Below are 12,400 nucleotides of genomic sequence, written 5' to 3' on the forward strand. Positions count from 1 at the left end.
TGATGCTGAATGTGCCGTAGCTGTTGCTCCCTGCCACGCTCGTGTTCGCCACAAACAAGTTGGTGCCGTCCACGTCCGTGCTCGTCAAGGTCCCCGTCGTGCTCTGCACCGCATTCGTCTCGGTCAACGCCCCGCTCGTCGTGCCGCTGATCACCGCCGGAAAATTTGTCAATCCTGTCGTTGATTTCAGTAGTGCGCTGGCTTGACTAGAAGTAATTTGTCCGTCTGTTTGTGCAGAATAGATGGCATCAACGAAGTGACTTTTTACAGTGCCAACCAGAACACTAGATCCTGAACTGTCTGTGCTTGTCGAAGCGTTCAACTCCATCGCTGCTTGACTTGAGGTAAGTCCTTGTGTTTTTTCAAACCACGACAAAGCACTCAAGGCGGCACCATACAAATTTGCAGCAGTGTTCACAGAACCATCAGCATTGACGGTAGGAATGACACTTGAAGTTAGGACGCTGACACCACTCAAGTACAGATTACTAACGACCGTGTTAGCCTCATCAATGGATGTAGCGTCTGGAGCAGCCGTCGAACTAACTGTGCTCGCTCCAGCTTGTAATGCTGCAAAGTTGGTTAACGAAGTGATGTTGACAGTCAATGAGACATCTGTAACGTTGGCAACCGCCATCAATGTTGGAAGAGTTGCGGCTGATTTCGTTGCCTCATCCAGATACTTAGGATCGGTGCTGTTCACCGTGTTTGCGTCATACGCCTTCAAAACAATCGCACCTCGATAGCTGCTGTTCAATGTCAAGGAGTACGTACCATCGCTGGCCACCTTGGTGCTCCCTAAACTATTGCCACTGCTGTCAAAAGCCTCTACGGTCAAATCTCCATTGCCAGTAGAAATCACCGTGCCAGCATAAATACCTCCTTTGATAGTCGCAGCCGCTAGGCTCGCCCCGCCAGAACCACCAGTAGAGACGGCAACAGCAGTCACAACCCCAGCAGCGACAGTGCCAACTGAACCACCAATACCTAAAACCGCAGATAGGGCACCAACTTCCTGCGCGTCAGAAACCGCTGATCCTGCGAAATTCACACAATCTACAGCTGATTGCCCAGGTTGCCACAGCATTGATCGGGCTTCGTTCACACTTCCTTTTACTGTCTGGGAATGAATAACCGTGTAATTGCAATCAAAAGAACTCGTCTCCGACAGGTTGCTCGACGACTCAATGGATGGTGACGATGAAATTTCTTGTTTTGTTGGCTCTGTCGTTTCTGACTTCAAGGAAAAGAAATCGGTCAACTCGACAACCGTCACACCATCAAGGTCAACTTGTAAATTACGCCCCTTGCTGTAGATTTTTTGCCCCTTCACAACGGCACCTGTTACAGGATCTACAAGCCGGTAAATCAAATTCGGCTTGGCAGCAAGACTTAATGGCTTAGCAGAAGAAGCACCCACCTCAATTTCAGCCAATGTTTGTACTTCATTTAATTTGCTCTTTGCTTGGATCGCGCCCTGAGCAGGCAATGCTTGAAGTAAGTATCTTGTCATTTGAATACCTTTAAATTACATATTCATTTTAGGCCCCAATAATAGTACTAAAATTGTACATAGCGACAAAAATACAACTTAAATATCAATTTAATCTAAAATTTAATATTTATGATAAAAATTTACATTGGGAAAACATTAAGCGCCGGAAACTGATACTTAGGCGCTCGGTAAAAATAAGCGCGCAAACAAAAAACGCACCCGAAGGTGCGTTTTTTACTTATAAAAATGGCGGAGTGGACGGGACTCGAACCCGCGACCCCCGGCGTGACAGGCCGGTATTCTAACCAACTGAACTACCACTCCGCGTGGTTGCAACGTTTGCTTTGCTACTTGTGGCAGCAAAACCAAGTGTTGCATAACTTGGCGACCCTACGGGGATTCGAACCCCGGTACTCACCGTGAAAGGGTGATGTCCTAGGCCTCTAGACGATAGGGTCATAACCTGTGGACTAAACCAACTCGACGTCCTGTTTGGTGGAGGTAAGCGGGATCGAACCGCTGACCTCTTGCATGCCATGCAAGCGCTCTCCCAGCTGAGCTATACCCCCATCGGGTGTCGAGACTAAGAGTATAACCAAATTTTCAACGCTTATTCAATCTCTGCAAAACTTTTTCGCGGGTGCACAGAGCAAGCACAGCGTCCAGCGATGGAGTTTGAAGGGTGCCCATCACCAACACGCGCACCGGTATGGCCAATTGGGGCATTTTCAAACCTGTGGCCACCAATACTTCTTTGATGGCGGCACCGATTGCCTCTGTGCTCCAAATGCAAGCAGTCAACTTCTCGGTCAACAAAGCCAATGCAGGCTCAACAGCAGGCGTGATGTGTTGCGTCAAGTCTTCGGCTTTGGGCGAGACGTCGCCATAAAAGGCCGCCACCCAATCAGCCAAGGCCACGGTGGTGTCGCAACGATCTTTGAGCAGGCCACATAAAGCCGGCAAACGCTCATCGGTGCTGATGCTGCGTTTGGCCAGTTGCGCTTGCACCAAAGGAGCCAACGTTTCATCGGCCATGGCTTTGAGGTGCTGGGCATTGACCCAACGCAATTTGGCTTCGTCAAATTGCGCAGCACTGCGACCCAGGTGGTCTAAATTAAACCATTCCAAGAATTGAGCCCGACTGAAAATTTCATCATCACCGTGGCTCCATCCCAAGCGAGCCAAGTAATTCACCATGGCGTCGGGCAAATAGCCCTCGTCACGGTATTGGGTTACAGCCTTGGCGCCATTGCGCTTGCTCATCTTCTCACCCAGCTCATTGAGCACGGTAGGCAAGTGAGCGTACACCGGAGGTTCTTTGCCCAGGGCTTTGAAGATGTTGATTTGACGTGGGGTATTGTTGACATGATCATCACCCCGAATCACATGAGTGATGGCCATGTCGATGTCATCGACGACCACGCAAAAGTTGTAGGTGGGCGTGCCGTCTGGGCGAGCGATCACCAAGTCGTCCAACTCATCATTGCTGATTTCGATGTGACCTTTGACCTTGTCGTCCCAAGCCACCACACCACCATGCGGATTCTTGAAGCGCAACACAGGCTGCACGCCAGCAGGGATAGGGGGCAGAGTCTTACCTGGTTCAGGGCGCCAAGTGCCGTCATAGCGCGGTTTTTCCTTGTTGGCCATTTGGTGTTCACGCAAAGCATCCAACTCGGCCACGCTCATGTAACAGGGATACACATGTCCTGCAGCTTGCAACTGAGCCAACACTTCTTTGTAGCGGTCCATGCGCTGCATTTGGTAGAACGGACCTTCATCATGGTCGAGCCCTAGCCAGGCCATGCCCTCGATGATCACGTCGACCGAAGCCTGGGTGGATCGCTCAAGGTCTGTGTCTTCAATACGCAAAATGAAGTCACCCCCTGTGGCGCGTGCAAACGCCCACGGATAGAGTGCCGAGCGGATATTGCCCAAGTGGATAAAGCCCGTGGGAGACGGGGCAAAGCGGGTGCGGATTTTGGTCATGCGTCGGCTGAAATTAAAGGGTATCCAGACCGCGCAGCAAGTCGGTCTTCAAATCGTCCAAATGCTCTAGGCCGACAGCCACGCGGATCAAGCCTTGGCCAATGCCTGCGGCTTGTCGCTGGTCTTCGGAGAGTTTGCCGTGCGATGTGCTGGCAGGGTGGGTCAACAGCGTTTTGGTGTCGCCCAAGTTGGTACACAGCGAGAGCACGCGCAAACTGTCGAGCACATGAAAAGCACCTGTGCGTGCAGTTTGTGGGTCATGGGCTTTGACATCGAACGACAACACCGCACCACCCAAGCCTGACATTTGCTTCATGGCCAAGGCGTGTTGCGGGTGACTGGCCAGTCCGGGGTAGTACACACGCGAGACACGAGGATGTTGCTCTAACCACAGCGCTAATTCGTGGGCACGCGCGCTTTGTGCACGCATGCGGATGTCGAGCGTCTCCAAACCTTTGAGTACCACCCAAGCGTTGAAAGGAGACAGCACCATGCCGCCGTTTTTCATCACGGGCAAAAACTTTTCTTTGACCAGTTTTTCACTGGCGCACAAAGCGCCAGCCATGACACGCCCTTGACCATCCAAGTACTTGGTGCCTGAGTGCATGACGATGTCGGCGCCCATGCCCATGGGGCGCTGCAAGATGGGCGTGGCAAAGCAGTTGTCCACGGCCAGCAAAGCGCCAGCGTTGTGAGCCAAATCAGCCAGGGCGGCAATATCGCACACCTCGGTCAAGGGGTTGGTGGGTGTCTCAGCAAACAAGATTTTTGTATTGGGACGGATAGCGGCTTTCCAGGCCGCCAAATCTGTCTGCGCGACCATGGTCGACTCAACACCAAAACGGGCAAATTCAGACCCAATCAATTTGATCGTAGAACCAAACATCGACTGCGAATACAGCACATGATCACCTGCCTTGAGCAGGCTGAACAACATCAACATCACCGAAGACATGCCCGACGAGGTGGCCAACGCAGCCTCACTTCCTTCGAGTGCTGCCAAACGCATTTCAAAACTGCTGACCGTCGGGTTGCCTGAACGACCGTAGGTATAACCGTCTTCTTCGCCCGCAAAGCGCCGTGCAGAAGCTTCGGCCGAAGGCTGCACATAGCCGCTGGTGAGGTACAGGGCTTCGGAGTTTTCACCATACTGGCTGCGGTCTACCGCCGCACGAACAGCGAGGGTGTCAATGTGTAAGTTGTCAGGTAAGGGGTGTTGGCTCATAGGGTCACTCCGAGGCGTTGGGCAAAGCCAGACGCGAGTTGTCTTCCGCGCCTTCTTCTTGTCCCACGCGTTTTTCGTTCAAACGTGCAATGTCTTGCGATGAGATATCACCTGTGACATACACGCCATCAAAACACGAAGCATCAAACCCGTCGAGCTTGGGTGCCCCTGGGGCTGTAGCGCTCAGCACGGCTTGCTTCATCGCCTCGACGTCTTGGTAAATCAGGGCATCGCAACCAATCAACTCACGCACCTCGTCAATGGTACGGTTGTGCGCCACCAACTCTTCGGGCGTTGGCATGTCGATGCCATACACATTAGGAAAGCGCACCGGTGGTGCAGCACTGGCCATGTAGACCTTGCGCGCGCCGGCGTCGCGTGCCATTTGCACAATCTCCCGGCTGGTCGTCCCGCGCACGATCGAGTCGTCGACCAGCAGCACATTGCGGCCTTTGAATTCGCTGGCAATGACGTTGAGCTTTTGGCGTACCGATTTCTTGCGCACGCCCTGGCCCGGCATGATGAAGGTGCGGCCCACGTAACGGTTTTTCACAAAACCTTCGCGATAAGGCACGCCCAACAAATGCGCAAGCTGTGTAGCGCTGGGACGGCTGGACTCTGGGATTGGAATGATCACATCAATGTCATTGGGCGGTACCGTAGACACCACCCGCTTGGCCAAGGTCTCACCCAAATTCAAACGTGCTTGGTACACAGAGATACCGTCCAAGGTGGAGTCAGGACGAGCCAAATACACAAACTCAAAAATGCAGGGCTTGAGTTGGGGGGCATGAGCGCATTGCTCGAAGTGGGTTTGCCCATCGTCGGAGATAAATACGGCCTCGCCCGGTGCCAGATCGCGCTCCAGCTGGTGACCCGTACCTTCCAAAGCCACGGACTCGCTGGCGACCATGACCGTGCCATCTTTGCCACGGCCAATGCACAGAGGACGTATGCCAAACGGATCACGAAATGCCAACACACCATGACCTGCAATCAAAGCGATCACTGCGTAAGAACCTTTGATACGGCGATGCACGCGGCGCACAGCCTCAAACACATCATTAGCAGCCAAGGGCAAACCACGGGTGGTTTTTTCAAGCTCGTGGGCCAATACGTTGAGTAACACCTCTGAATCGCTCTCGGTGTTGATATGGCGGTGATCTTGCGAGAACAACTCTGCTTTCAACGCATGGGCATTGGTCAAATTACCGTTGTGCACCAACACCAAACCAAACGGCGCATTGACATAAAACGGTTGCGCTTCTTCCTCGCTGTAAGCATTGCCTGCGGTCGGATAGCGCACTTGACCCAAGCCATTGTTGCCCGGCAACGCGCGCATGTTGCGAGTGCGAAACACATCACGCACCATGCCTTTGGCTTTGTGCATGAAGAATTTACGGTCCAGTTGTGTGACGATGCCTGCGGCATCTTGACCCCGATGCTGCAAGAGCAACAAGGCGTCATAAATCAACTGGTTCACAGGTGCGTTGCTGACAACGCCGACGATTCCACACATATTTCAGGCCCACATTCAGGGTAAAAATTTTCCGAAATCCACCGGTAAAACCGGCTTCAACATATGCAAGAGCTGCTGCAACCACTGTGCACCTTGTGCATGCTGCCAAGCTTCGGTGTCACGCAGCGGCGTCATCCCCACCACGACCGTAACAGCCAAGAGCAATACCAAACCGCGCAAAAGGCCAAACACGCTCCCGAGCAATCGATCCAGAGGCCCCAGTCCTACCGCAGAGATCAGCTTCTTCACCAGTGCGCTCACCAGCACTGTGGCAACTAGAACCGCCACAAACACCGAGACAAAACCTGCGGCATAACGCAACATTTGGCTGCTGCCAGACATGGGCAACCAAGCAGCAGTAGAAGGTGCATACATCTGAGCAACGTAAAACGCAACCACCCAACCGGCCAGCGATAAGACCTCTTGCACCAAGCCTCGCCATAAGCCAATCAGAAAAGATAAGCCCAGCACGGCAAGCAGAATCCAGTCCACAGCCGAGAAATTCAACATGCGCAGATCACAAGGTCAAGACAGCTGGCTGCAACTGCAACTGCTTGATCTTGCTAGCCGCCTTATCGGCCTCGTCACGGCTGGTAAAAGGCCCCACGCGAACACGCGTGCGCTTGCCTTCTTTGGTATCGGCCACATGGGTGTAGGTTTTAAAACCAGCTTTCTCTAACTTCAGCCGAACATCGCGTGCTTTGGCTTCGTCAGAAAAGGCACCCACTTGCACCACAAAACGAGGCGCGCTGTCCTTGCTGTCAGAAGCTGTCACTTTTGCCGGGGCAGGCTCTGCTTTGGGTTCGGGTTTTGCTTCCACCTTGACATCAGATTTAGCCTCGGACACCTTGGAATCTGGTTTCGCGTCAGGCTTAGCCGAAGCCACCACCTCTTCTTTTGGACCTAGTCCTGATCCTGCTGCCAAAGGTACTTGTTTAGTGGGTGCGGGTACAGCAGCCAAGGGCTTGCTGTTCGCACGATCTGGGATATCAACAGCGATGTCCACTGACACGGGACGCGGCTGTGTGTCAAACAACAAGGGAAAACCCACCACAGCCAAGAGCACCAACACCGAGGCACCAATCAAGCGGTGACGCGCACGACGGCGCAAAGCCTCCACACTTTGGGCCGGTGCATTGCTGAAATTACCCTGGGCGTCGCCTTCGGCTTGACCGGGCAATCGAAACTTGAAAAATGCCATGAACGGGGTCTCAGGAACTCAAATGTGGGGCATCTAAACGGGGAGTTCCGTCCTTTAAAACACCCCCGACCGTGAAGAACGATCCGAAGACCACAATTCTATCAGCGGGGTCAGCCGCCGCCACAGCCGCTTGCAACGCTGATTGAGGATCTGTGTAAGTGCCCGCTTGCACATCAGCCCTCGTATTTACTGCCTTCCATTGCGCATACAATTCTTGTGCACGCGCAGCACGCGGGGTTGGCAAATCACAAAAATACCAACGATCTACCAAAGCCCCCACCCGACTCAGCATGGGTGCCACGTCTTTGTCTGCCATGGCGCCAAACACGGCGTGGGTGGTGGGATAAAAGCCCATCGCATCCAGGTTTTCTGTCAGCGCGGCTACCGCATGCGGGTTGTGAGCAACATCGAGTACCAAAGCAGGCTGTCCTGGGACAATTTGAAACCGCCCCGGCAGCTCCACCATCGCCAAGCCATTACGTATCGCCTGCGCAGTCACAGGAATGCGACTACGCAAAGCTTCGAGCGCCGACAGCACGCCACTGGCATTCACCAACTGGTTGGCTCCGCGCAAGGCTGGATAAGCCAAACCGCTATAGCGCCGCCCTCGCCCTGCCCAGCCCCACTGCTGCTTGTCACCAGTGAAATTAAAGTCTTTTCCAAAGGTCCACAGATCTGCGCCGACTTCCACCGCGTGATCCAACACACTTTGAGGTGGCATCGGGTCGCTCACGATCACTGGACGACCAGTGCGCATGATGCCGGCCTTCTCGCGGCCAATGCTCTCACGGTCTGTGCCCAACCAGTCCATGTGATCCAGGTCGATGCTGGTGATGACCGCACAGTCCGTGTCAATCACGTTGACCGCATCCAAACGCCCCCCCAAACCCACTTCCAAAATCGCGACTTCCAAATTGGAGGTCGCCATCAAACTCAAAATCGCCAAAGTCGTGAACTCAAAATACGTCAATGAGACCACCCCATCAGGCCCAGCGCTCAAACGTGCCTGTTCCACCCGTTCGAAGTGCGGTAATAAATCGTTGGGCTGCACTGTCTCGCCGTGAATACGGCAACGCTCCTGAAAGTGGACCAAATGCGGCGAGGTGTACACCCCCGTGCGGTAACCAGCCTGCAACAAACAAGCTTCCAACATAGCGCAGGTCGAGCCCTTGCCGTTGGTCCCGGCGACGGTGATCACCGGGCAATCAAAATGCAAAGCCATGCGCTCAACCACCGTACGCACACGGTCCAAGCCCATTTCGATGTTGTGGGGGTGCAAACGCTCGCAGTGTTCGAGCCAACTGTCCAATGAATTCATAGGTTGAATTGTCGCCCACAGCTTGGGGGACATCGCTTTGCGGCATCATTCACCCTTATGACATCTACAGCTCTGACTATTTACGGCATTCCCAATTGCGACAGCGTTAAAAAAGCGCGTGTCTGGCTCAGTGAGCGCGGCATTGACCACACCTTCCACGACTTCAAAAAACAAGGCGTTCCCCCCGAGGCGCTTGATTTCTGGCTTTCGCAGGTGGGATGGGAAACCCTCCTCAACCGCAAAGGCACCACATGGCGCAAACTTGATCCGGCCCTGCAAGCCAGCGTGCATGACAGCCAAAGCGCGCGCCAAGTCATGCTGGCACACGCAAGCGCCATCAAACGTCCGGTCTGCGTATTCAAAAACCATGTGATCGTGGGCGTCAACCCTGAGGCATGGCAAAACGTTTTAGCTTGAAGTTTTACCGTTGCTTTACAGACCGTCTGTGAGCAAAGACTAAACTTCTGTCATGTCACAAATCAAGGGACAACCTATGAAAAAAATCCACATTCAAACCGCGCTACTGGGCAGCTTGTTGGCCATGCTGAGCGCAGCCAGCCTGTCCGTACAAGCACAAGAAGTGGGTCGCGTCATCTCAAGCACGCCCATCATCCAGCAGGTGGCCGTACCACGCCAAGTCTGCAACAACGAACAAGTGGTGACCCAGGGCCAAAAGTCGGGTGCTGGTGCAGCCATGGGGGCTATTGCCGGTGGTGCCATTGGCAATAGCATGGGTCAAGGCTCAGGCCGTGCCGCAGCCACCATGCTGGGTCTGTTTGGCGGAGCCATCTTGGGCGACAAAGTTGAAGGTGCAGGCACGCCTGAAGTTCGCAACGTACAGAACTGCAGCCAGCAAATGTTCTACGAAAACCGCACCATGGCCTACAACGTGGTCTATGAATTTGCTGGCAAGCAATACACCGTACAAATGCCTAGCGATCCGGGCCCTACCGTGCGTTTGCAAATCACGCCCATGGCCCCCGCGCCAACACAACACTACGGCAATGTGCCGCCTCCCGGCTCGGCCCCCCGCTATTGAGCAGTGGTTCAGCCCTCAACAAAAAGCCGCTTCATAGCGGCTTTTTTGTTTGCCTGCCCGAGTTGACGACCCGACCAAGGCGCGTCCTTTAAAATCAACGGTTTTGTATCTTTCACACCGCAGCACCATGACCACAGAAAAAATCGACAGCGTCAGCGTCACCACCAAAGCCAATGTGTACTTTGACGGCAAATGTGTGAGCCACGGCCTGACCCTGAGCAACGGCACCAAGCTGTCTGTGGGCGTCATCTTGCCCGCCACCCTGACCTTCAACACCGGTGCGCCAGAAATCATGGAATGCGTGGCTGGCTACTGCGAATACAAACTCGACGGCAGCAACGACTGGGTCAAATCCAGCGCAGGTGAAAAATTCAGCATTCCAGGCAACTCGAAATTTGACATCCGTGTCACCGAGCCCTACCACTACATCTGCCACTTCGGTTAATCAACCGCCGATCGGAACCCCATGAGCACCATTCTTCAAAACTTGCCCAAAGGGCAAAAAGTTGGCATCGCCTTCTCAGGCGGTTTGGACACCAGCGCCGCCTTGTTGTGGATGAAGCAAAAAGGCGCCCTGCCCTATGCCTACACCGCCAACCTTGGACAGCCAGATGAGTCTGACTACAACGAAATTCCACGCAAAGCCATGGAATACGGTGCAGAAAAAGCGCGTCTTATCGACTGCCGAACACAACTGGCACACGAAGGCATTGCAGCCATCCAGTGCGGTGCGTTTCACATCAGCACCGGTGGCATCACCTACTTCAACACCACCCCGCTGGGTCGCGCCGTCACAGGCACCATGCTGGTGTCGGCCATGAAAGAAGACGACGTCAACATCTGGGGCGATGGCTCCACCTACAAAGGCAACGACATTGAGCGCTTCTACCGCTACGGCCTGTTAACCAACCCCAGCCTGCGCATCTACAAGCCTTGGCTGGATCAACTCTTCATTGATGAACTTGGTGGCCGCGCCGAAATGAGCGCCTTCATGACAGCCAATGGCTTTGGCTACAAGATGAGCGCCGAAAAAGCCTACTCCACCGACAGCAACATGCTGGGCGCGACCCACGAAGCCAAAGACCTAGAGCACCTCAACAGCGGCATCAAAATCGTCAACCCCATCATGGGCGTGCCCTTCTGGCGCGAAGACTGCGACGTCAAAGCCGAGCAGGTGAGTGTTCGTTTTGAAGAAGGCCAACCCGTGGCACTCAACGGCCAGACTTTTGAGTCGCCAGTTGACTTGTTCTTGAAAGCCAATGAAATTGGTGGTCGCCACGGCTTGGGCATGAGCGACCAAATTGAAAACCGCATCATTGAAGCCAAGAGCCGCGGCATCTACGAAGCCCCCGGCATGGCCCTGCTGCACATCGCCTACGAACGCTTGGTGACAGGCATCCACAACGAAGATACCATCGAGCAATACCGCATCAATGGTTTGCGTTTGGGCCGTTTGTTATACCAAGGCCGCTGGTTTGACCCACAAGCCATCATGCTGCGCGAAACCGCACAGCGCTGGGTGGCACGCGCCGTCACCGGGGAGGTCACCCTTGAGCTGCGCCGTGGCAACGACTACAGCTTGCTCAATACCGAAAGCCCCAACCTCACCTATAAGCCCGAACGTTTGAGCATGGAAAAGGTGGAAGGTGCCTTCACCCCACTTGACCGCATTGGCCAGCTGACCATGCGCAATCTGGACATTGTGGACACCCGCGCCAAGCTAGGCATCTATGCCCATACGGGTTTGCTGTCACTGGGTACGGGCTCAGACTTCTTAAGCCTGTCGAACGATCAAAAGAACGATTGAGGCCAAGGACTCAGCTTGTGTGAAACGCAGGCCAGACCTGCGTTTTAAGCCGCCCCGCCTCTCCCAGTGCGAGTTGGTGAATGTCTTGCCCGGCAAAGACAGACTCACGCAAATCTTTCATCACCTCTTGCGCACCGCCAAACGGAGCGCATAAATCAATCAGCCAAATTTGATCGCCGGATTGCCAATCAGCAGGTGTGAGTTGGTATGGCGGTGCTTGGTAGCGTGCAGCCACCCCATCAGACAAACGCGCCCAAGACACGTAAGCGATTGGCGCGCTTTCTCGCATGAACAACTTGGCTTGATCGAGCACCAAAGCAGGCATCACACGCCACTCCAACTCACTCAACAGCGTGTGACGGGTTGCGCTTTGTTGCATCATCAGCCAACTCACAGCACCCAGCAGTGGGATTTTTTTCATCACGCGGTGTGCTTGCTCTTTGGCGTAACGCGCCAGATCTTGCACTTGAGAGTTCTCTTGCGTTTCCATGTGTGGCATCACTTTTAGTTGGATTGAACAAGCTGCGTAGCAGCAGTAGCAGGGACCATCATTCGCTCTAGCACAAGCAAATCCTCTGCAGTCAAAGAGCCCGTTGCAGCTTTGAGTTTGAGCCCCTGCATCACAGCATCCACACGTGCTTTGCTCAAATCCCGCAAAGTGGTGTAGAGCTGCTGCTCGGCATTGAGCACATCGGGGTTAATGCGCGTGCCAATTTGGAAACCAATTTTGTTGGACTCCACCGCATTTCGACCGGCCACCACAGCGGCTTCCAAAGCCTCAACTTGCGCCTGACCATTGACCACGCC

At 54.1% G+C, this 12,400-nt stretch carries 12 protein-coding genes, 3 tRNA genes and 1 pseudogene; 4 read left to right on the top strand and 12 right to left on the bottom strand.

Going from position 1 to position 12,400, the window contains the following annotated elements:
• From B9Z41_RS16655 to folC, 10 genes are all read right to left on the bottom strand, one after another.
• Window positions 1-1,513: hypothetical protein (locus tag B9Z41_RS16655; protein WP_143474225.1), on the bottom strand; the 1,513-nt coding region annotated here is incomplete at its 3' end.
• 229 nt (window positions 1,514-1,742) lie between these two features.
• Window positions 1,743-1,819, bottom strand: a tRNA-Asp gene (locus tag B9Z41_RS16660).
• Between the two features lie 58 nt (window positions 1,820-1,877).
• Window positions 1,878-1,953, bottom strand: a tRNA-Glu gene (locus B9Z41_RS16665).
• 35 nt (window positions 1,954-1,988) lie between these two features.
• Window positions 1,989-2,064 (bottom strand) — tRNA-Ala (locus B9Z41_RS16670).
• 34 nt (window positions 2,065-2,098) lie between these two features.
• Window positions 2,099-3,484: a glutamate--tRNA ligase gene (gltX, locus tag B9Z41_RS16675; protein ID WP_100148211.1), complete on the bottom strand. Its 1,386-nt coding sequence runs from the start codon at window positions 3,482-3,484 to the stop codon at window positions 2,099-2,101.
• 13 nt (window positions 3,485-3,497) lie between these two features.
• A complete protein-coding gene (locus tag B9Z41_RS16680; protein ID WP_100148212.1) occupies window positions 3,498-4,709 on the bottom strand; it encodes an O-succinylhomoserine sulfhydrylase in 1,212 nt (403 codons plus the stop codon).
• Window positions 4,710-4,713: 4 nt separating this feature from the next.
• Complete coding sequence (purF, locus tag B9Z41_RS16685) at window positions 4,714-6,228, bottom strand: amidophosphoribosyltransferase (protein ID WP_100148213.1); 1,515 nt, start codon at window positions 6,226-6,228, stop codon at window positions 4,714-4,716.
• A gap of 15 nt (window positions 6,229-6,243) precedes the next feature.
• Window positions 6,244-6,738, bottom strand: a complete 495-nt coding sequence (locus B9Z41_RS16690; protein ID WP_100148214.1) for a CvpA family protein — start codon at window positions 6,736-6,738, stop codon at window positions 6,244-6,246.
• A 7-nt stretch (window positions 6,739-6,745) separates the two neighbouring features.
• The gene (locus B9Z41_RS16695; RefSeq protein ID WP_100148215.1) at window positions 6,746-7,429 is read right to left on the bottom strand and encodes an SPOR domain-containing protein; all 684 of its coding nucleotides are present in this window, start codon (window positions 7,427-7,429) and stop codon (window positions 6,746-6,748) included.
• Between the two features lie 10 nt (window positions 7,430-7,439).
• Window positions 7,440-8,747 (bottom strand): bifunctional tetrahydrofolate synthase/dihydrofolate synthase, encoded by a 1,308-nt coding sequence (gene folC / locus B9Z41_RS16700; RefSeq protein ID WP_233202762.1) that lies wholly within the window; start codon window positions 8,745-8,747, stop codon window positions 7,440-7,442.
• A gap of 57 nt (window positions 8,748-8,804) precedes the next feature.
• Here folC and B9Z41_RS16705 point away from each other — a divergent pair, with 57 nt between their 5' ends.
• From B9Z41_RS16705 to argG, 4 genes are all read left to right on the top strand, one after another.
• Entirely contained in the window at window positions 8,805-9,164 is a 360-nt protein-coding gene (locus tag B9Z41_RS16705) for an arsenate reductase (RefSeq protein WP_100148217.1), read from the top strand.
• Between the two features lie 76 nt (window positions 9,165-9,240).
• Window positions 9,241-9,786: a glycine zipper 2TM domain-containing protein gene (locus B9Z41_RS16710; RefSeq protein WP_100148218.1), complete on the top strand. Its 546-nt coding sequence runs from the start codon at window positions 9,241-9,243 to the stop codon at window positions 9,784-9,786.
• Between the two features lie 127 nt (window positions 9,787-9,913).
• The gene (locus tag B9Z41_RS16715) at window positions 9,914-10,231 is read left to right on the top strand and encodes a pyrimidine/purine nucleoside phosphorylase (RefSeq protein ID WP_100148219.1); all 318 of its coding nucleotides are present in this window, start codon (window positions 9,914-9,916) and stop codon (window positions 10,229-10,231) included.
• 21 nt (window positions 10,232-10,252) lie between these two features.
• Window positions 10,253-11,593 (top strand): argininosuccinate synthase, encoded by a 1,341-nt coding sequence (gene argG / locus B9Z41_RS16720; protein ID WP_100148220.1) that lies wholly within the window; start codon window positions 10,253-10,255, stop codon window positions 11,591-11,593.
• Between the two features lie 10 nt (window positions 11,594-11,603).
• On the opposite strand, the gene B9Z41_RS16725 is transcribed toward argG, so the two are convergent.
• Both B9Z41_RS16725 and B9Z41_RS17080 read right to left on the bottom strand, forming a co-directional pair.
• Window positions 11,604-12,092 carry a toxin-activating lysine-acyltransferase gene (locus B9Z41_RS16725; protein ID WP_233202764.1) on the bottom strand — a complete coding sequence of 163 codons (489 nt, stop codon included), beginning with the start codon at window positions 12,090-12,092 and terminating at the stop codon, window positions 11,604-11,606.
• Between the two features lie 5 nt (window positions 12,093-12,097).
• Window positions 12,098-12,400, bottom strand: a pseudogene (locus B9Z41_RS17080) (channel protein TolC); the annotation flags it as partial.

The organism is Limnohabitans sp. JirII-31 (assembly GCF_002778315.1).
Classification (GTDB): domain Bacteria; phylum Pseudomonadota; class Gammaproteobacteria; order Burkholderiales; family Burkholderiaceae_C; genus Limnohabitans.